The 26,043-nt window shown below is 49.4% G+C and carries 26 protein-coding genes; 8 read left to right on the forward strand and 18 right to left on the reverse strand.

All coding sequences use genetic code 11. The features are described 5' to 3' along the window. Positions 1-8: 8 nt before the first annotated feature. The 7 genes from SC127_RS07365 to gmk all read right to left on the reverse strand — a co-directional run bounded on the left by SC127_RS07365 (position 9) and on the right by gmk (position 9,124). Positions 9-1,688: an AsmA family protein gene (locus SC127_RS07365; protein WP_243079965.1), complete on the reverse strand. Its 1,680-nt coding sequence runs from the start codon at positions 1,686-1,688 to the stop codon at positions 9-11. Positions 1,689-1,806: 118 nt separating this feature from the next. After that, positions 1,807-3,180 carry a nucleobase:cation symporter-2 family protein gene (locus SC127_RS07370; protein WP_243079966.1) on the reverse strand — a complete coding sequence of 458 codons (1,374 nt, stop codon included), beginning with the start codon at positions 3,178-3,180 and terminating at the stop codon, positions 1,807-1,809. 90 nt (positions 3,181-3,270) lie between these two features. Next, the gene (gene recG / locus SC127_RS07375; RefSeq protein WP_215848131.1) at positions 3,271-5,349 is read right to left on the reverse strand and encodes an ATP-dependent DNA helicase RecG; all 2,079 of its coding nucleotides are present in this window, start codon (positions 5,347-5,349) and stop codon (positions 3,271-3,273) included. After that, on the reverse strand, positions 5,346-6,041 hold the full coding sequence (gene trmH / locus SC127_RS07380; protein ID WP_215848132.1) for a tRNA (guanosine(18)-2'-O)-methyltransferase TrmH: 696 nt from the start codon (positions 6,039-6,041) through the stop codon (positions 5,346-5,348). The genes recG and trmH overlap by 4 nt, the downstream gene beginning before the upstream one ends. Before the next feature lie 3 nt (positions 6,042-6,044). Further along, on the reverse strand, positions 6,045-8,150 hold the full coding sequence (gene spoT / locus SC127_RS07385) for a bifunctional GTP diphosphokinase/guanosine-3',5'-bis pyrophosphate 3'-pyrophosphohydrolase (RefSeq protein ID WP_332625891.1): 2,106 nt from the start codon (positions 8,148-8,150) through the stop codon (positions 6,045-6,047). A gap of 20 nt (positions 8,151-8,170) precedes the next feature. Then, positions 8,171-8,446 (reverse strand): DNA-directed RNA polymerase subunit omega, encoded by a 276-nt coding sequence (gene rpoZ, locus SC127_RS07390; RefSeq protein WP_003851346.1) that lies wholly within the window; start codon positions 8,444-8,446, stop codon positions 8,171-8,173. A 54-nt stretch (positions 8,447-8,500) separates the two neighbouring features. After that, positions 8,501-9,124 carry a guanylate kinase gene (gene gmk / locus SC127_RS07395; RefSeq protein ID WP_332625893.1) on the reverse strand — a complete coding sequence of 208 codons (624 nt, stop codon included), beginning with the start codon at positions 9,122-9,124 and terminating at the stop codon, positions 8,501-8,503. Between the two features lie 267 nt (positions 9,125-9,391). On the opposite strand from gmk, the gene ligB reads away from it, so the two are divergent. Beyond that, complete coding sequence (gene ligB / locus SC127_RS07400) at positions 9,392-11,134, forward strand: NAD-dependent DNA ligase LigB (protein WP_332625917.1); 1,743 nt, start codon at positions 9,392-9,394, stop codon at positions 11,132-11,134. Here ligB and SC127_RS07405 read toward each other — a convergent pair. After that, positions 11,072-11,689 (reverse strand): trimeric intracellular cation channel family protein, encoded by a 618-nt coding sequence (locus tag SC127_RS07405; protein ID WP_243079969.1) that lies wholly within the window; start codon positions 11,687-11,689, stop codon positions 11,072-11,074. The genes ligB and SC127_RS07405 overlap by 63 nt on opposite strands. A 300-nt stretch (positions 11,690-11,989) precedes the next feature. On the opposite strand from SC127_RS07405, the gene SC127_RS07410 reads away from it, so the two are divergent. Beyond that, entirely contained in the window at positions 11,990-12,676 is a 687-nt protein-coding gene (locus SC127_RS07410; RefSeq protein WP_243079970.1) for a helix-turn-helix transcriptional regulator, read from the forward strand. A 60-nt stretch (positions 12,677-12,736) separates the two neighbouring features. Here the strand turns inward: SC127_RS07410 and SC127_RS07415 are convergent, their stop codons facing one another. From SC127_RS07415 to SC127_RS07440, 6 genes are all read right to left on the reverse strand, one after another. Further along, entirely contained in the window at positions 12,737-13,381 is a 645-nt protein-coding gene (locus tag SC127_RS07415) for an oligosaccharide flippase family protein (protein WP_215848136.1), read from the reverse strand. 93 nt (positions 13,382-13,474) lie between these two features. Beyond that, positions 13,475-13,741, reverse strand: coding sequence for a hypothetical protein (locus SC127_RS07420; RefSeq protein ID WP_215848137.1), 267 nt, complete (start codon positions 13,739-13,741; stop codon positions 13,475-13,477). A gap of 436 nt (positions 13,742-14,177) precedes the next feature. Then, positions 14,178-14,573 carry a polyketide cyclase gene (locus SC127_RS07425; RefSeq protein ID WP_243079971.1) on the reverse strand — a complete coding sequence of 132 codons (396 nt, stop codon included), beginning with the start codon at positions 14,571-14,573 and terminating at the stop codon, positions 14,178-14,180. 136 nt (positions 14,574-14,709) lie between these two features. Beyond that, positions 14,710-15,852, reverse strand: a complete 1,143-nt coding sequence (locus SC127_RS07430; RefSeq protein ID WP_332625894.1) for an alanine racemase — start codon at positions 15,850-15,852, stop codon at positions 14,710-14,712. Positions 15,853-16,146: 294 nt separating this feature from the next. Further along, on the reverse strand, positions 16,147-17,070 hold the full coding sequence (gene lpxP / locus SC127_RS07435) for a kdo(2)-lipid IV(A) palmitoleoyltransferase (RefSeq protein ID WP_243079973.1): 924 nt from the start codon (positions 17,068-17,070) through the stop codon (positions 16,147-16,149). Positions 17,071-17,890: 820 nt separating this feature from the next. Continuing rightward, positions 17,891-18,754 (reverse strand): YicC/YloC family endoribonuclease, encoded by an 864-nt coding sequence (locus tag SC127_RS07440; RefSeq protein WP_332625895.1) that lies wholly within the window; start codon positions 18,752-18,754, stop codon positions 17,891-17,893. A gap of 156 nt (positions 18,755-18,910) precedes the next feature. Here SC127_RS07440 and SC127_RS07445 point away from each other — a divergent pair, with 156 nt between their 5' ends. Then, positions 18,911-19,336, forward strand: coding sequence for a DUF3574 domain-containing protein (locus SC127_RS07445; RefSeq protein ID WP_243079975.1), 426 nt, complete (start codon positions 18,911-18,913; stop codon positions 19,334-19,336). Between the two features lie 35 nt (positions 19,337-19,371). On the opposite strand, the gene SC127_RS07450 is transcribed toward SC127_RS07445, so the two are convergent. Further along, positions 19,372-20,556, reverse strand: a complete 1,185-nt coding sequence (locus tag SC127_RS07450) for a NupC/NupG family nucleoside CNT transporter (RefSeq protein WP_243079976.1) — start codon at positions 20,554-20,556, stop codon at positions 19,372-19,374. A 148-nt stretch (positions 20,557-20,704) separates the two neighbouring features. On the opposite strand from SC127_RS07450, the gene rph reads away from it, so the two are divergent. Next, complete coding sequence (gene rph / locus SC127_RS07455; protein WP_215848143.1) at positions 20,705-21,421, forward strand: ribonuclease PH; 717 nt, start codon at positions 20,705-20,707, stop codon at positions 21,419-21,421. A gap of 49 nt (positions 21,422-21,470) precedes the next feature. Then, positions 21,471-22,112 carry an orotate phosphoribosyltransferase gene (pyrE, locus tag SC127_RS07460; RefSeq protein WP_332625896.1) on the forward strand — a complete coding sequence of 214 codons (642 nt, stop codon included), beginning with the start codon at positions 21,471-21,473 and terminating at the stop codon, positions 22,110-22,112. 32 nt (positions 22,113-22,144) lie between these two features. Here pyrE and slmA read toward each other — a convergent pair whose 3' ends face one another. From slmA to coaBC, 3 genes are all read right to left on the reverse strand, one after another. Beyond that, entirely contained in the window at positions 22,145-22,741 is a 597-nt protein-coding gene (slmA, locus tag SC127_RS07465; RefSeq protein WP_243079977.1) for a nucleoid occlusion factor SlmA, read from the reverse strand. A gap of 120 nt (positions 22,742-22,861) precedes the next feature. Next, positions 22,862-23,320 carry a dUTP diphosphatase gene (dut, locus tag SC127_RS07470; RefSeq protein ID WP_215848146.1) on the reverse strand — a complete coding sequence of 153 codons (459 nt, stop codon included), beginning with the start codon at positions 23,318-23,320 and terminating at the stop codon, positions 22,862-22,864. Beyond that, on the reverse strand, positions 23,298-24,518 hold the full coding sequence (coaBC, locus tag SC127_RS07475; protein ID WP_332625897.1) for a bifunctional phosphopantothenoylcysteine decarboxylase/phosphopantothenate--cysteine ligase CoaBC: 1,221 nt from the start codon (positions 24,516-24,518) through the stop codon (positions 23,298-23,300). The genes dut and coaBC overlap by 23 nt, the downstream gene beginning before the upstream one ends. Before the next feature lie 184 nt (positions 24,519-24,702). Here coaBC and radC point away from each other — a divergent pair, with 184 nt between their 5' ends. The 3 genes from radC (at position 24,703) to rpmG (ending at position 26,025) form a co-directional block, all read left to right on the forward strand. Then, on the forward strand, positions 24,703-25,359 hold the full coding sequence (gene radC, locus SC127_RS07480; protein WP_243079979.1) for a RadC family protein: 657 nt from the start codon (positions 24,703-24,705) through the stop codon (positions 25,357-25,359). Between the two features lie 241 nt (positions 25,360-25,600). Continuing rightward, entirely contained in the window at positions 25,601-25,837 is a 237-nt protein-coding gene (gene rpmB / locus SC127_RS07485; protein WP_215848149.1) for a 50S ribosomal protein L28, read from the forward strand. 20 nt (positions 25,838-25,857) lie between these two features. Next, positions 25,858-26,025: a 50S ribosomal protein L33 gene (rpmG, locus tag SC127_RS07490; protein WP_003024094.1), complete on the forward strand. Its 168-nt coding sequence runs from the start codon at positions 25,858-25,860 to the stop codon at positions 26,023-26,025. Positions 26,026-26,043 lie beyond the last annotated feature (18 nt).

The raw sequence follows: 26,043 nt of genomic DNA on the forward strand, positions 1-26,043 counted from the left end.
GCCCTTTGTTATTTTACCTGACCAGCCTGCATGCTCTGCTGCAATTGCTGGTTATCGGTTGTCACCGAAAGATTACCGTTTACGGTGGGGCGTAAAGGTTCATTAGCCTTTAATGCCGCGTTGAGCTGCAACTGCAAATTGCTGTCCCCGGTTAGTGAAAGCGCAGGCCATCCCCAGTTCTGTAAAACGTTTACCGGAACTGCGCGTCCGGTGAGATTAAGCGTTAAAGGACGATCTGCTTGCTGTCCCACGCCAGCGGTGCCTTCTAGCAAACCCTTATTATTAAAGGCGCTCATTTCTGTCACTTGAATCTGCTGATCGTTAGCCGTTAAAGCAATGGAAGGATGACGTAAATCGGTGCGGTTAAACGTGGCTTCAGCGGCATTCAGGTTCACCTTACCAGACCAGAATCCCCATTGATGTTGACGCGCCAGCAGCACATTTTCTCCATTACCGTCCAATGAAGTCATCTGGAAGGGGAAGGCCGGATTAATATCGATGATCAGGTTGCGATTAGAGGTAAAACGCGTCACTAAAATAGAGTCTAGCCAGTCCGGTAATGCAGTCTGCCAGCGCACTCGCCAATTTTCCGGCAAGGTATATTCCAATCCGGCCACAGCCAAATTATCCAGCGTGAGGCGTTTATCACTGCGTGACCAATTGCCGTCAGCTCGTATCACGCCGTTGGCCCAGCGAGAACTAAACTGGTTCAGCGTAATGCCTTGCGGCGAAAAATCGACGTTAACAATGGGATCATTCAACTCAAAACGACCATTGATAAAGTTACCCGCATTCATCGCCAGCGAACCATCCTGACTCTGCCAGTCGTTGCCTTGCCAGTTAAGATTTTTCAGCGTCAGATCGAGATCGGTAACTGCCCAATCCGGGCCTTGTAGACGCGCATCGGTCATATCCAGACGAGTAATCGAAATTGACGGTACGTTTTGGAACGGGCGCAAAAAATCACCCAGATTGCTGGCGGTTTGCAGGCGAATATCATTCAGGCGGAGCTGATTAATCTTCCAGTTGCCTTGCGCATCGCGTTCACCGTTACCTGTCATGGAGCCGCGGGCCAAATCAGCGCCAATATTGCTGAACAGCATACGTCCTTGCGTTACGCTACCCTGAATCAGTACGTTGTCGCCGGGTACACCGTTTAACGACATTGTGCCTGCACTCATTTGGAACTGCGCATCGCGGCCAAGCATATCGCTGGCGGTTGGTTTCCACGGTACTATGCCGCCGTTAACCTGTTGAGCGAACAGAGGCAATGCGTTATTCGGGCTATCAACACGCATATTGTTCAACTGCAGGCGATTAGCCTGAACCGGCAGTGCGCTGGTTGGCGTCAGGTTTGCCAGATTAATTTCGCCGTCACGTAATTCAATGCTGCTGAAATGCAGCGGATCGCTGAACTGTACTAACGCTAAACCCAAATCAACACGTTTTGCGACCAATACCGCAGGCTGGCCATCATGACCAAAACTGAAATTATCGAGTGTGATATGAGAAGGGGCAGAGAAATTGTGCTCTATCTTACTCAGGGAGAGATGCCAGTCAGTTTTGTCACTCACCCAACGGCTAAACCAACCTGCACCCCATTGCGTTTGCAGCATGACATAAATAAAGACCAGGCCGAGCAGCAGCAGCAGCACTAAGGTGAGAAAAAACTTTCCTAAAAATTTCATTGCATCCATCCCGAGTTAAATCCGGTCAGAGGTTGTTATGCCTGAAATACCGTTACAGCTCAACCGCCTGGATGTAAATCCGAATAAATAGCAGGCAGGCCGAAGCCTGCCTAAAGAATTACTTTTCTTGAGGGAAGATCAGGTTTAAGACGATAGCGGTGATGCCGCCTGCCGCGATGCCAGAAGAAAGCAGCGTTTTCAACCAGTCAGGCGCAAATTGCAGGATCAGCGGCTGCTGAGAAACACCCAAGCCAACAGCCAGCGACAGCGCAATAATCATGATGGCACGACGATTCAGCGGTTCGCGCGAAACAATGCGCACACCAGACGCCGCGATAGTCCCAAACATGACGATCGTCGCTCCGCCCAGTACAGGTTCTGGAATATGCTGCACAAAACCGCTCACTGCTGGAAACAGGCCAAGGACGATCAGCATCAGGGCGACGACAAATCCTACGTAACGGCTGGCAACACCGGTTAACTGAATCACACCGTTGTTTTGACCAAAGCAGGAGTTCGGGAATGTGTTGAAGAGTGCCGAAACAAAAGAATTCAAACCATTTGCCAGCACGCCGCCTTTAAGACGCTTCATATAAAGCGGGCCGCTTACCGGTTGTTCAGAAACGTCAGATGTCGCAGTAATATCGCCAATCGTCTCCAGTGATGTCACCATAAAAACCAACATCAGCGGAATCAGCAGGTTCCAGTCAAAGCCCAGGCCGTAATAAAGTGGCATCGGGATGGCAACCAGCGGCTGATCGCTGGAAGCAGAGGTTTGTGGCAGCATATCCAACGACCAGGCAAGCAGATAACCCACTGCCATAGCAATCACCAACGAAGCAACGCGTAGATAAGCATTTTTCTGACGATTAAGCAGGATAATCACTAACAGCACAGCGCCTGCCAGCAACAAGTTTTTCGGTGCGCCAAAACTGTGATCGTTCATCGCCGCAAAGCCGCCGCCAATGGAGGTCAAACCCACCTGAATCAGCGAAAGACCGATAATCATCACGACAATGCCAGAGACCAGCGGTGTAATAATGCGACGCGCCAGATGCAATACGCGCGACAGCACCATTTCAGTACAAGATGCTACCATTAACGTGCCGAACAGCGCTGCCATCATAGTTGGCACATCGGCCCCGCCGTTTTTAAGCGCCATTCCACCCATAATCAGCGGCGTCACAAAGTTGAAACTGGTGCCCTGAATCGATAACAGACCAGAGCCCACGGGGCCCCAGGTTTTTATCTGCAGGATTGAAGCTACACCCGAGGCAAAAAGCGACATGCTAATGATGTGCTGCGTATCATGCGCGGGCAGGCCGAGCGCCTGGCAAATCAGCAGTGCAGGTGTAATTACCGCAACGAACATGGCCAGCAGATGCTGACAGGCGGCAAACAGGGTTTGCGGCAGCGGCGGACGATCTTCAAGACGGTAAATGAGTTCACTATGACTGACGGAAGGTTGGCTTTGCTGCGGATTGCTGGACATCTTTTGCTGTTCCCAGAAAAATAGTGTGGCGATTGTAATCATCCGCGAGACAAAAGCAATCGTTTGCCCAATGGTGATAAAAAACGCCGGTTAGACGTTGGTATAACGGACATTTTCCGGTAGCCAGCGTTCAATCAAGGCGCTGGCCTGTTCGGGATAGTGCTGGTGGATGTGGCGTGCGACGCGCTGCACTTCTGGTACCATCGCCTGGTCGCGCAAAAGGTCCGCAACTTTGAATTCAGCATTGCCAGTTTGGCGTGTTCCTAATAACTCGCCAGGCCCACGTATTTCTAAATCGAACTGCGCGATGACAAAGCCATCATTGCTGTCGCGCAGCACCTGCAACCGCTTCTGCGCGGTTTTGCTGAGTGGTGCTTTATAGAGCAATACGCAATGTGACGCGACTGCACCTCGCCCAACGCGCCCGCGCAGCTGATGAAGCTGCGCCAAACCCAGGCGCTCAGGGTTTTCGATAATCATCAGACTGGCATTAGGCACGTCAACGCCAACTTCAATAACGGTGGTGGCTACCAGTAATTGCAGCTCATTAGCCTTGAAGGCCTGCATAACTGCCTGCTTCTCTGCCGGTTTCATGCGACCATGAACCAGCCCAATATTCAAATCAGGCAATGCATTTTTTAAGGCTTCCCAACTCGCTTCCGCCGCTTGCGCTTCCAGCAACTCTGACTCTTCAATTAGCGTACAAACCCAATATGCCTGACGGCCTTCTCGGCAAGCATGCTCAACGCGCGTCATGATTTCATCACGGCGACTATCGGGGATAGCGACTGTGGTGACTGGCGTGCGGCCTGGCGGCAGTTCATCGATAGTCGACGTATCAAGATCGGCATACGCGGTCATCGCGAGAGTGCGGGGAATGGGCGTGGCAGTCATGATTAACTGATGCGGATGGAAACCTTGCTCTTCGCCTTTTTCCCAGAGCGCCAGGCGTTGATGTACACCAAAGCGATGTTGCTCATCAATAATCACCAAGGCCAGGCCGTTGAACTGTACCTGTTCCTGAAACAATGCATGCGTGCCAACCACCATTGCGACATCGCCATTAGCGATAGCATCTTGCTGTGCCTGGCGTGCTTTGCCTTTTTGTTTTCCGGCTAACCAACCCACCTCAATACCCAGCGGCGCAAACCACTGCCGGAAATTGGCCGCGTGCTGCTCAGCCAGCAGTTCAGTCGGCGCCATGAGTGCAACCTGTTTGCCATGCGCAATAACGTTTAGTGCAGACAATGCCGCAACCAGCGTTTTACCAGAACCGACATCACCTTGTACTAAACGCATCATCGGGAAATCGTTGGCTAAATCTTTTTCAATCTCTTGCACTACCCTTTTTTGCGCGTTGGTCGGCGAGAAAGGCAGCGCTGCCAGCAATTGCTCGCTGAGGTTATGACGTGCCGGCATTGGTAAAGCGTAATAGCGCTGTGCGCCAGCGCGAACGGCCAACATGCTGAGATTGTGTGCTAAAAGCTCTTCAAGAATCAGTCGACGTTGAGCCGGATGACGCCCGCTCTCCAGTTCGCTTAATTTTAAATCGGGTGGTGGACGGTGCAATGTGCGCAGTGCATCCGGCAGGCTGATCAGTCCGCCGCTTAATTCTTGCGGAAGTAGCTCAGCAATTGGGCAGCTTTCCAGCAGTGTCAGCGCTTGATCGGTCAGGTTACGTAGAGTCGCCTGGCGAATGCCTTCCGTGGTGGGATAAACCGGCGTTAGCGTCTCTTCCAGCGCCACATTGCTGTGTTCGCCCTGAATACGGTATTCAGGATGGATGATTTCAGCGCCACGCTGGCCGCGTTTGATTTCGCCGTATGCAGTAACGCGACGGCCTGGCGCAAGGCCATTTTTCATCCCAGCGTTAAAGTTGAAGAACCTCAATGTCAGCACGCCGCTGCCATCACTGATTTGGCACACCATCATACGGCGACGACCAAAAGTGATTTCAGAATGCAAAACTTCGCCTTCTACCGTGGCCCAAATGCCGGGCAGCAAATCATCAATGGCGTAAAGTTGGGTGCGGTCTTCGTAGCGTAGCGGCAGATGCAGCAGTAAGTCTTGAATGGTGTGCAGGTCAATTTTGGCAAGTTTCGCTGCCTGACTGGCGCCGACGCCGGTCAGGGTACTGAGCGGGATGGCATCCAGCAGGCGGCCTTTCATTTTTTACCTTTGGCTTGCATGGTGGCCCACCAATCAGCATCGGCTTCCACTTCGCCTTGCGTATTGATGTGCGGATAGGGCAAGCCTTTTTGATTAGCCACGCGGGCCAGCACCGGATAACCGCCTTCAAACAGCAAACGTTGCTGCTCTGCTTCATCCAGCAAGCTGTAGTCGCGTTGATAAAGGCCAGCGTTTTGACGTTGACGCTGTGCTTCATAAAGGATCAGTGCGGAGGCAACCGAAACGTTCAATGACTGCACCATGCCAACCATAGGAATGATAATGTCCTGATCGGCCAGCGCGAGCGCTTCTTCGGTGATGCCGGTTTTTTCCTGACCCATCAGAATACAGGTGGGTTTGGTGTAATCAATTTCACGAAAGTCTACGGCGCTGTCAGAAAGATGCGTCGCAAGGACCTGCATTTTTTGGTCTTTCAGGTGCTTTACCGCTTCGCGAATGTTGCGATGTGTGACCACTTTGACCCAGCTATTACTGCCTGCCGAAGCGGAAACTTGAGTTCGCATACGTTGACTTGGCCAAACGGCGTGGACTTCATGAATGCCGACGGCATCAGCGGTACGAATCACCGCAGAGACGTTATGCGGCTTGTGCACCTGTTCCATGCAGACGGTAAGATCGTGCTGGCGCAAGGCCAGCATCTCTTGAATACGCGCAAATCTTTGATCGTTCATGGACTAATTACGATTACGATGAACTTTGATCACGTCTGGCATCACGCGGATTTTACGCATGATATTGGCCAGATGGACGCGATCGCGCGCGGTCAGGCGGATAAAGGCGCTGTAAACGCGGCCATCGCGCTCTTCCGTGTTCAAGCTCTGAATATTAGAACCGGCGGTATTAATCGCTGCCGTCAAATTTGCCAGCGCACCCTGATGATTGAACATGTCGACTTTAATCTCGGCTACAAATTCTTGTTCGGTGACTTTGTCCCACTCCACCGGCATGAATTTTTCTGGTTCTTTCTGATAACCGCGAATGTTTCGACACGATTCATGGTGCACGACCAAGCCTTTACCTGGACTTACGTGAGCGACAATCGGATCGCCTGGAATCGGTCGGCAGCATTTTGCAAAGGTGATCAACACGCCATCGGCGCCTTTGATCGGCAACTTGCCACGCTTACTGCTTCCCGATTGCGTAGAACCCGTTTGCGTCAGGTTTTTTGCCACCACTACGCTCATTGCATTGCCGAGGCCAATTTCTGCCAGTAGATCATCAAGCGACGTTAGCTTCATTCGGTCAAGCTCTTGCTTGATGCTCGCAGGCGGCACTTCTGCCAGCTTGCGGCTACCGCCTAGCGCGTGACTAAGCAAGCGACGGCCCAGATTAACGGAGTCTTCACGTTTGAGGTTCTTCAGCAACTGGCGAATCTTGGCGCGCGCTTTCGAGCTAACGACAAAATTAAGCCAGGCAGCGTTCGGGCGAGCGCCTGGTGCGGTAATAATTTCGACGGTTTGACCGCTAGCCAGCGGTTGCGACAGCGGATAAGGCTGGCGATCAACGCGTGCGCCAACACAGGCATGACCGATATCGGTATGCACCGCATAGGCAAAATCCACAGGCGTCGAGTCAGTCGGTAATTCGACAATGCGACCTTCAGGCGTAAACACATAGATCTCATCTGGAAAGAGATCGGATTTCACGCTTTCGATAAATTCAAAGGAACTGCCCGCGCTTTGTTGCAACTCCAGCAAGCTTTGCAGCCAACGCTGAGCGCGTATTTGCGCGGTGGTGCCACTTTCACCCGCCTGTTTGTAAGCCCAGTGCGCGGCGACCCCCATTTCTGCCATCTGATCCATATCTTCAGTACGAATCTGAACCTCCACCGGAACGCCGTGCGGGCCGATCATGGAGGTATGCAGCGATTGATAGCCGTTGGCCTTGGGGATGGCGATGTAATCTTTGACGCGACCAGGACGCGGCTTATATAAGCTGTGCATCTGACCGAGTACGCGATAACAGGTATCCAAATCTTTCACGATGACGCGAAAGGCATAGATATCCATGATCGAGTGAAAACGCTGCTCTTTCAGCGTCATTTTGCGGTAGATCGAGTAGAGATGCTTTTCTCGACCGCTGACGCGGCAGGGAATACCGGCTTCTTGCAGTCGGCCATCAATCTCAGAAAGAATCTTCTGGATCATCTCTTTACGGTTACCGCGCGCCGCTTTTACCACCTCTTTAATCACCCGATAACGATTAGGATACAAGGCTTCAAAGCCCAGCTCTTCCAGTTCAGTTTTAAGGTGATGAATACCTAAGCGGTGGGCCAGCGGGCTGTAGATCTCTAACGTTTCCAACGCGATGCGGCGACGTTTATCCGGACGCAAAGCGCCCAGCGTGCGCATGTTGTGGGTGCGGTCAGCCAGCTTGATGAGAATGACGCGGATGTCTTGCACCATCGCCATTATCATCTTGCGGAAGTTCTCTGCCTGCGCCTCTTTTTTGTCGCGGAACTTCAGCTTATCCAGTTTTGAAACGCCTTCCACCAGCTCAGCAACACTTTTGCCGAACAGCTGTTCCATATCCTGATAAGTCGCAGGCGTGTCTTCAATGACATCATGCAGTAGCGCGGCCATGAGTGTTTCATGGTCGAGCTTCATTTCTGCCAGAATACAGGCTACAGCGACAGGATGGGTGATGTAAGGCTCGCCGCTGGAGCGAGTCTGTCCCTCGTGAGCATCACGTGCAACAAGGTAAGCTTGCTGGAGGCGCTTGATATGCTCCTCTGGCAAGTATTTTTCAATCAGTTGATTGAGGCTTTCAAACAGATACAAGGTTGACCTGCAGGTTGCTGTTAACGACGACCTTCAGCGATAGCGGTAACAGCTTGTAATTCAGCGGCTTCCTGCTCTTGCTGCTCCTGACGATCACGCACATCTAAAATCTGATTGGTGACCAAACCTTCTTCGATTTCGCGCAATGCGATAACGGTAGGTTTATCGTTCTCTTCTGGAACCAGCGGATCTTTGCCGCCTACCTGCATCTGACGTGCACGACGTGCAGCGACCAACACCAGGTCAAAACGATTACCAACTTTTTCTACTGCGTCCTGAACGGTTACGCGTGCCATAGGTGTGCTACTCCACAGATGAAGAAATGACTGGGCATCATACTGAAACTGTATTCAGACTGCCAATAATTTGCTGATTAAAGCATCATGACGCGCCTTCTGGCGTGCCATACGTAAACGCTCTGCGCGAATAATGGTTTTAAGATCGGAAAGCGCCAGATCAAAATCATCATTCACAATTAAATAATCGTACTCGGCGTAATGGCTCATTTCGGCCACTGCCTGCGCCATGCGACGTGTAATCACCTCTTCGCTGTCTTGGCCACGGCCCCGCAAGCGGCGATCCAGTTCGTCTTTCGACGGCGGTAAAACGAAGATGCTGCGTGCGCTGGGCATTTTGGCACGAATTTGCTGCGCGCCTTGCCAGTCAATATCAAGAAATACGTCAACGCCGGTAGCGAGAACTTGCTCAATCGCTTTACGCGAAGTGCCGTAATAGTTGTCAAAAACCTTTGCATGCTCAAGGAAAGCGTCTTCGGCGATCATTTTCTCAAATTCTTGTTTTTGAACGAAAAAATAATGTTCGCCATGCGTTTCGCCCGGGCGTACGCCGCGGGTGGTATGCGAAACAGACACCTGCGTATCGTACAGCGGCTGTGTCTTTAAAAGTGCCTGAATCAGGCTGGATTTACCTGCGCCGCTTGGGGCGGAAACTATATAGAGCGTGCCTTGAGCCATGATTTTCTTGAATTGAATAATAGCGGAGTCGATTTTCTGCAGAGTATACACAGCTTGCCGTCGACACGCAGCGTTTGCGCAGCGGTGACGGGTAAACTTTTGCGTATCGTCGCGCATAACACTGCGTTCTATATGTAACGCAAAGTGAAATTCTGCGTAATCTCTCCCAAGGAATAAGCGTCCAACTGGTTGAAGTGAATGTAAAAGTGTTGAATGACAAAAAACGTCAGGAGACAAAAGATGAAACGGATTTTCACATTGGCTTTGATGCTCATCACTACAGCATTTTCACTCTCTGCTGCCCAATTTGATAAGCAATCCGCACAATGTCCAGCCTGGACGCCTGCTCGCGCTCACAATGAAATGAGTCAACTTCAACAGCAATTACAGAAGTGGGATGATGCCTATTACCGAGAAGGTGTGAGTCCAGTGACTGATAATGATTACGACAGTTTGCTACAGCGCTTATCGCAATGGCAGCGCTGTTTTGAATCTTCTGCGGCTGACTATCAGTCGCAATTACCTTCTGGTGGTTCAACCTTTCATCCTGTCGCCCATACTGGCGTCAAAAAACTACGTGACAAGCTGGCAGTCGGATACTGGATGCAAAACCGCGACGATCTTTGGGTCCAGCCTAAAGTCGATGGTGTAGCGGTATCTTTAGTCTATCGGCATGGCAAATTGGTTTCGCTTATCAGTCGTGGAGATGGATTACGCGGTGAAGAGTGGTTGGCTAAAGCGGCGATGATTCCTGCCATTCCGCTGTCTATTGAAAGTGAGCTCGAAGAAGTAATTTTACAGGGCGAGCTCTTTTTGAAGATGTCCGATCATCACCAGGCTATTGCGGGAGGTAAAAATGCTCGGGCGCAGGTTGCCGGTGCCATGATGGGTAAAAAAGCGAGCCCCTTACTGACCGAGATAGCCATTTTCATTTGGGGTTGGCCAGATGGACCTTCAGATATGGCCGATCGTTTGCAACAGCTTACGCAATGGGGCTTTGATCTTGCAGCGCAATGGAGCAAAAGCGTTAAGGATGAAGACGATGTCGCTGGCTGGCGTAACCGATGGTTTCACGCGCAACTGCCTTTTGTCACCGATGGCGTGGTTATACATCAGGCTTCTCGGCCTAAAGGGAAAAGCTGGTTGCCCGGTCAAGGCGATTGGGCCGTGGCCTGGAAATATCAGCCGCCAGAGGTGAGCAGTGAAGTGCTTTCGGTCGATTTCTCAATAGGGCGTACCGGAAAGATTGCTGTGGTACTTAATCTACAGCCGGTTCAACTGGATGATAAAACCGTCAGACGTGTGAATGTCGGCTCATTAACCCGTTGGCGAGAATACGATGTGATCGCTGGTGACCAGGTAATCATCAGCCTGGCGGGTCAAGGGATCCCAAGGTTAGAAAGGGTAATCTGGCGTGTGACAGAACGTGATTATCCTCAACAGCCAGATGCCGCAAATTTCACACCGCTGAGTTGTTATCACTTCACACCTGACTGTCAGAAACAGCTAGTGGCAAGACTGAATTGGCTTAGCCAAAAATCTGTGCTGGATATTGCAGGCGTACAACGCAGCACCTGGTTGCGCTTACTGGAAAAACCTGGCATCACGCATCTTTTTTCATGGCTGACATTAACGCCCGAACAGATCACCGCTGCGGCAAGCATTTCACCTGAGCGAGCAGAGCAGATTTGGCACCGCTTTAATCTGACACGAAAGCAACCATTGCGGCGCTGGATTCACGCTTTAGGCATACCTTTGCCGCGCAAAGCCTTGAATGCATTAACGGATAGCGGCTGGGACTCAATATTGCAGCGCAATGTACAAACATGGCAGGCGTTGCCAGGCGTTGGCAATGTATTAGCACAACGGATTGTTAGGATGTTGCAGGATACCGAGCTGCGATCGCTTATCACTTTTTTACAGCATCAAGGTATTCCTGCAACGACATCAATGTTCCGGGTGAGGGTAGTTGAAAATCGGCAGGCCGAGACGGAAGCGCAGCGCCAGTAAACGGGCAAAGAAACCGAACAGCAGCGTAATGATCACCACGGCTTCGTGTGCCAACGGTGTTTTTAACAGCAGTATGTACATCCAGCCAGACGCGAACGCGATACCGGCATAGAGCTCTTTCTGGAATACCAAAGGAATACGATTACAAAACATATCGCGTAGCACGCCACCAAATACGCCGGTAATCACTGCACTAATTGCGGCGATAATCATTGCATGGCCGGTATCTAATGCTACCTGAGCACCGATGATTGAAAACACCACTAAACCCAAGGCGTCCAACACCAGGAACACTTTTCGCAAGTGGGTCATCAACGGAGCAACCACGGTAGTGACGACGGCAGCAGCGGCAACAATCATAATATATTCGGGGTTTTTAACCCATCCGAGGGGGTAATGACCCAGCAGGATATCGCGTACTGAACCTCCGCCAATCGCAGTGACAGAAGCAATGATTATTACGCCAAACAGATCCATTTTACGCCGTCCTGCAGCAAGCGCGCCGGTCATCGCTTCTGCAGTAATACCAATAATATAGAGAACAGTAAGTAACATAGCAGGCTCCAGAAAGTCGGCAGCAAGGCTACGGTGTTAAGCGCGTAACGGCTACTGAGTTTTTCGCTTATCCAAAAAAGTGAATGAAAGGGTTAAGTGTTAATGGTGAATAATGATATAAAAATCAATGGGATGGATTAAAATCTTTAAACTTCACTTTAGGTAAATTATATGCGCTTTAACAAAGAAAGTTATTTATTGCTGACAAATTAAGCTCGGCTTTTTAGGCGTCGCTTATGAAGAGAACGTTTGTATAACGCTTAACTTTTGGCTCACAGCATAATGACCTTCAGGACGGGAATGAAAAACCGCGCATCCAAGATTCTCTTTTACTCTTCTGATCGGCTGGCAGCTGTAGGTATTCATCATACGCTAGCGGCACTTTTTCCGCAGTGGCAAGCGCACGAAGTCTGGTCTTTTAGCGACATTTTAACGCAGTGCGAACTGCGCCAACCTCGGATGATCGTCTGCATATTTCATGAAAATATGCCGTTGGCAGGCACCTTTAATGTTCTCTTTCAATTACAGCATGCTTTTCCCGCTTTACCTGTATTGGTAATGACGCGCCGCCTCATACCCGTATTACGGTCAATGAGCTGCTTTTTACCTACCCTGGAAATTATGGATCTGAAAGTTTCTCATTCTGTATTACGCCAGCAGCTGACATATAGAATAAATGGCGGAGAAGAACGCAAAGGGATGAGGGATCGCGCGGAAATTATTTTGCCAGACCGGCAGTTGCGTATTCTGCTGATGATGGCATGGAATTGCAGTATCGAGCACATCGGCAAAGAACTCAGTCTTAATTATAAAACCGTGAGTGCCTACAAACTAAATGCATTAAAAAAACTGAAAATTAATACCAAAAATGATTTGGCAGACTTGTTCATGGTCATTGACGAATTGAGGATGATAGTCAATGCAATCAAAATAAGCGATGCAGATAAATGGCAGGAAGTGAATTTTCAAAAAGAAAAAGCGTGCTGATTAACAGCACGCGAATGCATCGTTTAGATGCCCAGAGCCCACCATACAGACTTGCTTTTATTATACGTTTCTTGCGCGAATTTGAGAAAATGATTTAAAGTTAAAGCGATATTCGGGCTGGAACCATGAGCGGCCGTAATAGCAATACATCAACATACGTATAGATGCCATCGCCAGATAACCCCAAATTGCGCATAATACTGAAGGTGTTAATAATACCGTAAAGAGTGTGACAGCCAGACCCGCTATTACTGAGGACATTTCAGTGAAAGCAATGCAGCTATATTGCTTTTCACGCTGTAATATAGCGCGATATTGCTGGCCTTGCGGGATAATGATAAAGACAACCGACACCATCTCAAGCATAACCGCCAGTTCCGGCTGGTTAAAAATGCGGCTAAGTACGTCGCTGCCGAGGAATAAGAAGGCACAAATCAACACGCCAGTTAGAACATTGCCCCAATAAAGTGTCGAAAGATCGTTTATTGAAAGCATGCGATAGCGAATAAGTGAATTAGAAAATCCGCGGTCTGCTAAAGCATCTACAGCTAATAATCCAACTACGGCAATGGCAAGCAGGTTTAGTTCATTCGCCTGCAGAATCTGTGCTAATAAAGAAAGCTGTAATACACCAATGCCAATGATTTTAATTGAAGAGAGAAGAGACCATTTTGCGCTTGTGAGACTTCTTTCATGTATAGCCATAATATGCTCGTTATGGTACATGTACCAGTTCGAAGTTATTCTTCGTGTAACGGCAAGCTGTGATTGCTGTAACACAGTAGGTAGTACAAGAGATCAATGCAATTTTTCTGGTCTAAGTCCTGAAATACCTTGCCAGGCTTGCCATGTTATTATTGATTCAATTAAATGATGTTCAGATAAAAAATAAATGTCCCTGGAGTATTCACGATTCCGTGTAATGGCAGAATCTCCTGCTGTTAGCAAAAAATCCGCCAGATCACGAATGAATCCTGTTGTAGTTGTATATTCTCCAGCCAGAATCCTTCCAGCTATCTCAACAAACTCTTTTTCTGATAACAAAGGATAGGTTGAGCGTTCCATTATTTTTTCCTGGTGTTATTTTTATAGGTGTTGCTGTGTGTAAGGAGATTTATACCGTGTTTTATTTAAATTAACACCATAAGAAAACTCTGATTAAAGCCACTCAGGAAATAATGGTTTCATGCCATTCATGATAGATTTTAATTGCTATAAAACATTCATTATTGAACGTTGTATAGATTGAAAGCTTCTATGGAAGCGGTTCCATTTTTATGAAGAGATAAAAATGCATGAAATCAAAGGGGATAGCAGCTTATGAGACCATTACTACCAGGATTTTCCCTGGCAATAATGGTTAAGCAAAACTGGTTATAAGTTCAAATGCGGGAGTAAGAGGCTGATGATGTGTTTATGCTTTTTCTAAGAAAAATTTCAAAATATTTTTATAAAAAGCCAGAGATAACTCGAGTTTCAGAAAAAACATAATCCGTTGATTTTATTCAGTAAGTAATTTGTTAAGTTGAGCAAGATCTTTCCTAACCCATTCAATATCTTTAGAAAATTTTTCTTCTGACATCAATGGTTGACGATAAACGGTGATCAAGACTTCTGCGCCTTGCTCATTAGCAATTACTCGCATTGGCATATAAATTTCTTTGCCTACGCCGTTATTTATCCAGTGATCCATCACGCCAAATGGATTATGAGAAGTAAAGCGAATCTTGATTTTTCCTTCTGGACCTTGTGCTCGCCAATGCGTTCCTTCTGGCTCAAGCGTATTGCCGCTTAATCCCGATGCCCACTTGGGAAAAAACTCCGGTTTCCAAATCGTTTCATAAAGATCTAGCCAGTTACGCGCAATAGTCATGCTAAGGGTTTGTGAGGACAGCATGTTACCTCCTGAAGGATCAAAAATTCATTAAAGCATGAGGGTGAAACCGGGAAAACGTTACACAGGCAGAAGTGTGGGGTCGATGAGGTTAAGTTCGTACAAAGGACAGCCTTGCGTGCTGCCCGTTAGTGATCGATCAGATAAAGTTGCCGCGTGCTGACACAGGTTCAACTTGGCCGCGACCATCTGCATGGCGTAAGACAAAGCTGTCAGATTGCGCCATCACTGCGCAACTGTGATTGGGAAAGATACGAAGCAAGCTGCCAACCACAGGGCGAATAGCCTGATAAACGATAAAACCATGTTCCTCAGATAACTTGCTGACCTCGTAAGTATTACCCCTCCCGTCTACCGCTATGCCGAAGCCGCTGGCGTTAGTACCGTGCGGCCCTTTATCAGAGCTCAACATTTTTGAGCCTGCATCTACAATAGCAAAGTGCTCATTCACGGCTACCACACGCGTGATAACGCTAAGGGCTAACTCATCCACGCTACTTAATCCAAGGCGACAGGCAGTGAGATCGAGTAGTGCATAATTTCCAGGGCGGATTTCGTGTGTGCCAGGCACAACATTGGCGGCCAATGCAGTCGGTGTCGAACCCACTGAAACGGGACAAATGTTGAAGCCTACCTGGTGCAGTTGGGCTTGCAGCGCAAACATCAGTTGCGCTTCTTGTATTGCTATCTTGCTAATAGCCGCTGGATTTCCGGCACCATAAGCATGACCTGCATGTGAAACCAATCCAGCAAAGCGTAGCCCGTTTTGTTTGAGTGCTTGCGCCAGTTTTATCGCCTCATCGTTATGGGGATTAACCCCGATGCGATGCAAACCCACATCCACTTTGATTGCCACGGCAAGTTCACAATCAGGCTGTTTACGCTGTGCTTCAGTTATCGCCGCGACGCCGAGTAGCGCATCAACAATTAAAGTGATTTTCGCTTGATGCTGTGCTGCCTGTTGTAATAACTCCGCGATGCTTTCAGCACGGACTACAGGATAAGCCAGCAGCAAGTCGCGCGCTCCGCCACGTAAAAAACTCACACCTTCACTCGGCTTCGATACCGTAATACCTTGTGCGCCTAACTCTTGCTGGCGGCGCGCAATAAACACACTTTTGTGGGTCTTGATGTGAGGGCGTAGCGCCACGCCAGCGTTATCTGCTTTTGCCTGCATGCGCTGAAGATTCTGTTCAAGTCGTTGTGCATCGACTTCGATGAAAGGCGTAAGGCGATCGTCAAAAAGAGGGCGTTGCCAGTTGTCGGCGCTGTTCATATCCATACGAAATTCCTGCATTGGCTTGCTTAAAGCAGACATCATTCATCAATTTTTATACGAATGCCAGACAGCTTTTGATAGTGCTTTCTGAAAGTCATTACCTGAATTCTTCCTTAATACTCTCCTCATGGAACCTGGCTGAGCTACGTGGAGTATGTGAGCGGGGGAAATTGCTGAGGTTGCCAAGATAAGATCAACTGGATGCGTCGGGAAAACCTGGTTTGAATCGGCTGCTGGACAAACAATCACGCAAAAAAAAGCAGGCTCAAAGCCTGCTTTTTCTATCGAACGTAAAGGTTAGACGTAAAGTGACGCTTCGCCTGGTGGACGCGTTTTAAAACGGCGATGCAGCCAAAGGTATTGCTCTGGTGCACGCAGGATCTGGTTTTCGATGACCTTATTCATATAGGCCGCCGCCGCCGCTTCATCATTATGCGGGTAATTTTCTAACGCAGGTTCGATGATCAAATGATAACCATCATTATTCGGGTTACGAATCAGCATGATAGGCACCATAGCCGGTTTCGCCAAACGCGATAAAACAAATGTGCCGTTGGTGGTTGCTGCTTTTTCCACGGCGAACAAGGGCGCAAAGGTGCTGCCTTTCGGGCCGTAATCCTGATCGGGGGCGAACCATACCGATTCACCCTGTTTTAATGCATGCACCATGCCGCGTAGATCGCGACGGTCAATCATCGCTTTGTTGGAGCGCATGCGACCTTTGGTCTGCACATACTCCATCGCTAGATTGTTGTGTGGACGATACATTGCCATCATCGGCTGGCATAAGCCGCTGATTCGGCCGCCCAGTTCCAGAGACATAAAATGCACACCAATCAGCATGACTCCGCGTTTTTCGTTTTGCGCGGAATGCAAATTAGCTAAACCGGATACCTTAAACAGGCGCTTAACCGCGCGGTCGGACCAAAACCAGGCAATACCGGTTTCTGCCAATGCCATGCCCAGCGAAGCAAAGTTACCTGCAATCATACGCTCAGCTTCTTCATCACTGATGTTAGGGAAACAAAGTTCGATATTGCGACGTGTAATGCGTTCACGGCGTTGTAAAAAATGACGTGAGATTTTACCCGCGCCCGCACCGAGGCGGATAAGAATGGGATAGGGAAGTTGGACCAACAGCCAGAGCACGCCCAAGCCAAACCAGGTGACCCAGTAGCGCGGATGCAGCAGCGAGGCGCTAAATTGTCCGGTGATTTTCATTGCTAACCTTTATGGAATAAATGGATGTATCGCACAAAGAGCATTTCCATGAGTTCCCCAGGCGGTACAGCTGTACTGATTTCGACCAGCACTTTATCAAATAGTGCCTTCAAAGAAAGGTAAACTCCAGAATCTACAGGATTGATTGGATTCATGGAGGGCACGTAGCTTAACAAGTAAAGTGGATGGCATGAGATAAAAGCTATATTTAACAGTGATTTAGTAAGTTCGTTAATTATAAAGGAATCTTGGGCTGATGCGCTAATGAGACCTGTCTGGAAATTATTTCTTATTAATCATTACGCATTACTTACACGGCAGTTTACAGTAATTTATTCACGTTACTAACAAACAAAAACGTTGAGCATAAAGAGGTTTGCCAACCAAACCTAAACCGCCATTGAAATGCCGTAAAAAACAAACAACGCATAAATTTTCATAAAATATTTAGCGGATAAGAAAGCGCATTTAATGGTCAAGTACCTGTTTATCTCGCCTCATTTATTCATTATATCGCATGAGGCGTTTGAAATTTGACCGTTTCGAGGCATTTAAGACAACGCGGGTCGACAAGCGCGATGATTAACAGGAGTACACATAAGTGGGAGTTTAATCTCTTGATCACATGAGATTATTTATCTGCTAAAAATGCCATCGTGGAAAACAAACTGAATACGCTTTATACCAAGCTGATGATTGTTCTAAACCCAAGGCAGACAGAAAAGTGAATGCACCTTAGTCACAAGGCCATTTCATCCGTGTTAACAAAAAAGCCCGCACGGGCGGGCCTGGCAACATTCTGCATCGCTTCTGAATGCCGTTACTCGATGTTTTGAATCTGCTCGCGCATCTGTTCAATCAGCACCTTCAGCTCAATCGCGGAGGCGGTGATCTCAGCATTGATTGACTTTGATGCCAGCGTATTCGATTCGCGATTAAACTCCTGCATCATAAAGTCGAGGCGACGGCCAACGGCTTCTTTCTTTTTCAGGATGTTATAGGTTTCTTTAACATGCGCTTCGAGGCGATCCAGCTCTTCTGACACATCAACACGCTGCGCCATCATTACCAGCTCTTGCTCAAGGCGATTGTTTTCCAGCTGCACTTCAGCATCTTCCAGCTTCGCCACCAAACGCTCACGCTGCCATTTAATGACTTCAGGCATTTGTGCGCGGACCTTGATCACTTCCTGCGATACACCTTCCAGACGTTGTTCGATCATCGCTTTCAGTGCAGTACCTTCGCTTTCACGCGCGGCAATGAAATCATCCAGCGTGCCATCCAGCGCTTGCAGCAGCTGAGTGTTAATCGCATCGAGATCCTGCTCTTTCGCCGACATCACGCCAGGCCAACGCAAAATATCCATGGGATTAATCGCGCCTTCATCGCTCTGCATTTTGACCCAATTGCCCGCTTGCACCAGCTGTTTTGCCAGCGCTTCATTGAGCATCAGTTCACCTTGTGCGCTCGGATTCGCATCAAAACGCAGGTTGCACTCAATTTTACCTCGCGTCAGGCGTTGGCGAATGCGTTCGCGGATCACTGGCTCCAGACCACGAAATTGTTCCGGCAAGCGGATATACGTTTCAAGATAGCGTTGGTTTACGGAACGCAGCTCCCAGGCGGCGCTGCCCCATTCGCCTTTTGCATCGCGGCGGGCATAAGCGGTCATACTGCGGATCATAAGCGTTACTCATTTTTCAGAAAGATTGGGTGAAGTATAGCGAGGCAGCGCAGCGCATAACAGGCATAAGCGCAGCAGAATCAGGAATAGGAAACATTTCCTCTTTAAACCACAGGCACTTATGATTAAGTCTGACTTATTTATTGAGGAACACGCATGGCTCGCGTTATTGCCCTTCCTCTTGCGCTGGCTTTGTTACTGGCAGGCTGCAAGACACCGCCCGCACCACCCACGAAGCCGCAACCGATTTGTGCTGGTGGCGACGTGATGATACAGACCACGCTGTGGTTCGGTCTGAGTAAGCCGCAAGGCGGCACGGTGAGTTCGCTCGATTGGATGAATTTTGTCGATAAAGAGGTCACGCCACGTTTCAAGCAGGGCTTGTCCGTTTATGAGGCGAAAGGTCAATGGCTGGGCGAGAATGGTCAACTGGCACGTGAGAACAGCAAAGCGTTGATGTTAATTCACGGTATCAATGCTGAAAGTAATGCACCGATAGAAGCGTTGCGCAGCGTTTATAAAAAACGTTTTGGTCAGGAATCGGTGATGCGCGTGGATGCGCCGGTTTGCGTCAGCTTTTAAGCGAGAATAGGCGGCTCGCAGGCCGCCGCTTCGTCTTAAATAAACAGTCCCGCAAAGGCAGCTGACAACAGGCTTACCAGCGTTGAGCCATAAACCAGTTTCCAGCCAAAACGTGAAACTACGTTGCCCTGTTGTTCGTTCAGGCCTTTGATTGCCCCGGCAACGATGCCGATGGAGGCAAAGTTGGCAAACGACACCAGGAACACTGACAGAATGCCTAATCCACGTGGACTCATACCTGCAGCCACTTTTTGCAGTTCAATCATGGCGACAAATTCATTGGCGACCAGCTTCGTTGCCATGATGCTACCCGCCTGCAATGCATCTGCCGAGGGAATGCCAACCAGCCAGGCAAATGGATAAAACACATAACCCAGTAACTGCTGGAAGCTATAGCCAAACACCGCCGCAAACAGCGCATTCACAGCCGCAATCAACGCAATAAATCCAATCAGCATGGCCAGAATAATCATCGCCACTTTGAAACCCGCCAGGATGTATTCACCCAGCATTTCAAAAAAGCTCTGATCTTCATGCAGTTTATCCAGTGCAATTTCCTGCTGGTCTTGGTTATTACCCGGATTAATGATGGACAGAATAATGAAGGTGCTAAACATATTTAGCAGCAGAGCTGCGACCACATACTTGGCATCAATCATTGTCATATATGCACCGACAATGGAGAGCGAAACCGTGGACATTGCCGTGGCGGCCATGGTGTAAAGGCGCTTAGGTGGAATATCGCCAAGGATACCTTTATAGGCGATAAAGTTTTCCGATTGGCCCAGAATCAGGGTGCTTACGGCGTTAAACGACTCAAGCTTGCCCATGCCGTTGATCTTTGACAGCAGCGTTCCCACCAGGCGAATCAGCAGCGGCAGAATTCGCCAATGCTGCAAAATACCAATGAGCGCGGAGATAAAGACAATCGGACAAAGCACGCCCAGGAAGATAAACGCTAAACCTTGTTTACTCATGCCGCCAAACACGAACTCAGTACCTTGTGCGGCAAAGCCCAGCAGCGTTTCAAAAAATCCGCCAACCGAGCCGACCAGCGCCAGTCCGCTGGCAGAATGCAGAAAGAACCAACCCAAAGCGGCTTCTATAACAATCAGTTGAATGATAAAGCGTGGGCGAATCTGTTTGCGGTCATGACTGACCAATAGCGCAAGGGCGAAAATCACCACCAGCGCGAGCAGGAAATGAAGAATAGCGGCCATGTTTTTTATATTTGAAAGAGAAAGAGAGGGGCATTTAGCCACAGTCGACGCATAATTTCATCTCGCAAAGCGAGAGGCCGCAGCAAGAGACAGCAGGCATGGAAGTCCGTATAATGCGCAGCCAATCATTAGCAAGCCGGAGATTACCATGCGTCCAGCAGGCCGTAGCGCACAACAGGTGCGTCCCGTCACATTGACCCGCAATTACACCAAACACGCTGAAGGTTCCGTTTTGGTGGAATTCGGTGAAACCAAAGTGCTTTGCACTGCCACGGTGGACGAAGGCGTTCCGCGTTTCCTCAAAGGCCAAGGTCAGGGCTGGGTCACCGCCGAATATGGCATGCTGCCGCGTTCAACGCACAGCCGTATGGCGCGTGAAGCCGCCAAAGGCAAACAAGGTGGTCGTACGCTGGAAATTCAGCGCCTGATTGCTCGCTCACTGCGTGCTGCTGTTGATCTCAAAGCCTTGGGTGAATTTACTATCACCCTCGATTGCGACGTCATTCAAGCTGATGGCGGTACGCGTACTGCCTCTATTACAGGTGCTTGCGTCGCGCTAGCCGATGCATTGAACAAGTTGGTAGCAGCGGGCAAGCTGAAAGCTAATCCGATGAAAGGCATGGTTGCTGCAATTTCTGTCGGCATCGTCAACGGCGAAGCACTGTGCGACCTGGAATATGTTGAAGATTCCGCTGCTGAAACCGACATGAACGTCGTGATGATGGAAGACGGTCGCATGATCGAGGTGCAGGGCACCGCTGAAGGCGAACCGTTCAGTCACGAAGAGTTGCTGGCGCTGCTGGCGCTGGCGCGAGGCGGGATTGAAGAGCTAATTCAGGCGCAGAAGGCCGCACTGGAAAATTGATGTAACAGGCGACCATAGAGTCGCCTTTTCTTTATTTGAGGAGTAAGAAATGAAATCCTGGCAGCGTCAGTTTATTGAATTCGCCTTGAACAAGCAGGTGCTCAAGTTCGGTGAGTTCACTTTAAAGTCTGGGCGCAAAAGCCCCTATTTCTTTAACGCCGGTCTGTTTAACAGCGGACGGGATTTAGCGCTGTTAGGACGCTTTTACGCGCAAGCGTTGGTCGATGGCGGTGTGGATTATGATCTGCTGTTTGGTCCCGCTTATAAAGGCATCCCAATCGCCACCACCACCGCAGTTGCGTTAGCCGATCATCACGACCGCGACGTTCCTTACTGCTTTAACCGCAAAGAAGCGAAAGATCATGGCGAAGGTGGTTTGCTGGTAGGCAGTCCGCTTGAAGGACGCATCATGCTGGTGGACGACGTTATCACCGCGGGTACGGCAATTCGCGAATCAATGGATATTATCAGCGCGCACAATGCGACGCTGGCAGGCGTATTGATTTCACTGGATCGCCAAGAGCGTGGGCGTGGCGATATTTCAGCGATTCAGGAAGTGGAACGTGACTATAAATGCAAAGTCACCGCCATTATTACGCTGAAAGATTTGATTGCTTATTTGGAAGAGAAGCCAGAAATGGCCGATCACTTAGCGCAGGTACGTGCTTACCAAAAATCTTACGGAATTTAAGCGAAAGGCGGGTGTGATGCCCGCCTTTTTTATTAGATTAACTGTGAGGCGATCAGCGGCCAGCGTGTGTCAAAGTCTGCTGTTGGCCGGAAACGAAACTCAGAACGAACATAACGTGAAAGTAATCCTTCACAAAATGCCAGAAGCTGACTGGCTAAAAGCGTGTCATCAGTTTGAAAACCTTCACCTTCACGCATTTTTCGCTCACGCATCACCTGACGCAACTGTACTTCTATACGCTCAAACAGCTGATTAATACGCCCTTGTAAGCGATCCTGCTCAAACATCAGCGCATGGCCGGTCAAAATACGCGTCAGCCCTGGATTACGCTCACCAAACCCCAAAATCAGTTGCACGATAAGACGCAGACGCGTCATCGTCTCTTTCTCATCCTTGAGGATAAGATTGATGCGGGTAATCAGACTGTCTTCGATAAATTCGATCAGGCTATCGAACATGCGTGTCTTGCTGGGAAAGTGACGATATAAAGCCGCTTCAGAAACGCCTACATTCGCCGCCAGTTTAGCGGTAGTAATTCGCTGACTGCCATCGCCGGATTCCAGCATTTGCGCCAGCGCCTGCAATATCTCTTCGCGACGGTTCCTTTTCGCGACTTTTTTTTCTGCCATGATCTTAAAGACCCCTGAAATTCACCATACACAGGCAACACCTACGCATCTGCCACAAGAGAGCGTCTCATGGCGATGAGAACTAAAATGATTGGCGTAAGTGAAAGTGGGTAGTGCGGGTTACTGGCGGCCTGAATGACCGAAGCCACCTTCACCGCGCAAGCTGGCGTCAAAGTCTTCAACCAGATTGAATTCGGCTTGCACCACTGGCACAAAAACCAGCTGTGCCATGCGATCGCCGGGCTGCAGCGTAAAGCTTTCCTGACCGCGGTTCCATACAGAAACCATTAACTGGCCCTGATAATCGGAATCGATCAGGCCCACCAGATTACCCAGAACGATACCGTGCTTATGGCCCAAACCCGAGCGCGGTAGAATCACTGCAGCCAGGCTTGGATCGGCAATATGAATTGCCAAACCAGTAGGTACCAGCGTGGTCGTGCCTGGCGTAATCTCCAGTGCACCATCCAGGCAGGCGCGTAAATCTAACCCAGCGGAACCCGAGGTCGCGTAAGTTGGCAGTGGGAAATCCTTGCCGACACGCGCATCAAGAATCTTAACGTCTATTTTTTTCATCATAACGGCTGACAATCTCGTCTAATAATTGTTGGCCAAGGAGCGACTTATCGCTGAGCGGTAAGTGTTTTTCTCCTTCCTGCCAAAAAAGGTGAAGCGCATTGGTGTCGCTATCAAATCCTTGTCCGGCTTTCGCAACGTCATTCGCGCAAATTAGGTCCAGATTCTTGCGCACCCGTTTTTGCCGGGCGTATTCTTCCACATTCTGGGTTTCAGCGGCAAATCCAACGACAAAAGGCCGACCTTTCTGTAATGCAGCGACACCCGCGACAATATCGGGATTCTTTATGAGCTGTAGCGTGACGTTATCATCGCCACCCTGTTTTTTGATTTTCTCAGCCGCAATTTCAGCGGCCCGGTAGTCTGCCACGGCTGCGCTTGCAATGAAAATATGTTGTTGGTCTATCTTGCCCATCACTGCTGATTGCATCTCTAAAGCGGTGGTGACATCAATACGCTTTACCCCAGTTGGCGTGGTCAGATTGACTGGGCCAGCGACCAGCGTGACGTTTGCGCCGCGTTTGACCGCTGCGGTTGCAATGGAAAAACCCATTTTCCCCGAGCTTTTATTTGTCAGGTAACGCACCGGATCGAGCGCCTCACGGGTTGGGCCGGCCGTAATCATAATGTTGATATGTTGCAGATCGTTGACGGGTGACGCCCACTGCACGGCATGGTCAACAATCTGAAGGGGATCCAGCATGCGACCGGGCCCCACATCACCACAGGCCTGACTGCCGCTGTCCGGGCCCCAAATCAACAGACCACGGGCATGCAATATTTGCAGATTTTGTTGCGTTACAGCGGCACGATACATTTGTTGATTCATTGCCGGTACTACAGCAATCGGTGCGGCGGTAGCAAGACACGACGTAGTCACCAGATCGTTCGCCATGCCTGCTGTTACGCGAGCAATCAAATCCGCTGTTGCCGGGGCGAGGATAATCAGATCGGCCCATTTGGCCAACTCAATGTGGCCCATTGCGGCTTCGGCTGCCGGATCAAGCAAGTCATCAAATACCGGATAGCCGGAAACAGCTTGCAAGCTGAGTGGAGTAATAAAGGCTTTAGCGCCTTCCGTCATCATTACGCGGACTTCGGCACCGCGATCGCGTAGGCGACGAACCAATTCAGGTGCTTTATACGCGGCGATTCCGCCGCTGACGCCCAAAAGAATTTTTTTACCGGCTAATCCCATCATGCTGTTGGCCTCACTAAACGGTTTGCCGCGTCTGGCGCGACTTAATGCACGAACTTTACCATAAAACCCCTAAATCGCTTTTTCACTCCCTGCCGTTTGCGAGACGCCTCGTAAAACGACGCAGTGCTGATGGCAGCAGACGGTGTGATTCGTCAGGATAGTGAGGACATCAGGGAGAACCACCATGGAAAGTATGGCACCGCGAGAAAAATTACAGCTTTTGGGTGCGGAAACACTGAGCGATGTGGAGCTGCTGGCCATTTTTTTGCGCACCGGCTCAGCAGGCGTTAACGTCATGGTGCTGGCACAGCAGATGTTGCAAGAGTTCGGCTCGCTTTATCACATCATGACAGCAAGCAAAGCGGCTTTCAGTGGCATTAAAGGGGTGGGTGATGCGAAGCTCGCGCAACTGCACGCGATTGCCGAGCTGGCAAAACGTTTCTTTGCCAGCCAACTTGCGCGCGAAAATGCGATGGAAAACCCACAGATAACACGGCATTACTTGCAAAGCCTGTTAGCGCATCAGGAACGTGAGATCTTTATGGCGCTGTTTTTGGATAATCAACACCGTGTGTTACTGGCGCAAAAGATGTTTTCTGGTTCAATAAATAGCGTCGAGGTACATCCACGCGAGATTGTGCGGGAAGCGTTAAAGGTCAATGCAGCGGCATTGATACTGGCGCATAATCACCCTTCTGGCATGTCTGAGCCGAGCAAGGCCGACCGTGAAATTACACATAAAGTGAGCGAAGCCTGTGGTTTACTGAACATTCGTTTGCTCGATCACTTAGTGATTGGCCATGGTGAATATGTCTCATTTGCCGAGCGTGGATGGCTTTAAGTATAAGAAAATAGGGTCCAGATGGTGGCTTTTTACACGATCATTCGGGATCTTTATCTGTTCGGGACTTGAGCACTTGCGCCGAGCGGCGTATACTACGCCACCTTTGAGAATCTCGGGTTTGGCGGTTAGGCCAGCTTAGCGGGTTCCATGGAACTCGCCTGGCGGGCTATGAGCCTGACGAGGCGGCCAAAACCTAATTTTTAAAGCTCGAGCTGATTTGATTTTTGGAGATATTGACATGTCACGAGTCTGCCAGGTAACTGGAAAGCGCCCGGTGAGCGGTAACAACCGTTCCCACGCAATGAACGCGACGAAACGCCGTTTCCTTCCGAACCTGCACTCACACCGTTTTTGGGTTGAGAGCGAGAAGCGCTTCGTTACTCTGCGTGTATCTGTAAAAGGTATGCGTACTATTGATAAAAAGGGCATTGATACGGTTTTGGCCGATCTGCGTGCCCGTGGTGAGAAGTACTAAGAGTACTAAGGAACTGAATCATGGCTAAAGGTATTCGTGAGAAGATCAAGCTGGTTTCCTCTGCTGGTACAGGTCACTTCTATACCACCACGAAGAACAAACGTACTAAACCAGAGAAGTTGGAACTGAAAAAGTTCGATCCGGTTGTACGTCAGCATGTGCTCTACAAAGAAGCTAAAATTAAGTAATTTTAGTGTTCTGCTAAA

The sequence above is a fragment of the Pantoea sp. T14 genome, from assembly GCF_036663535.1.
Lineage (GTDB): Bacteria > Pseudomonadota > Gammaproteobacteria > Enterobacterales > Enterobacteriaceae > Pantoea > Pantoea phytostimulans.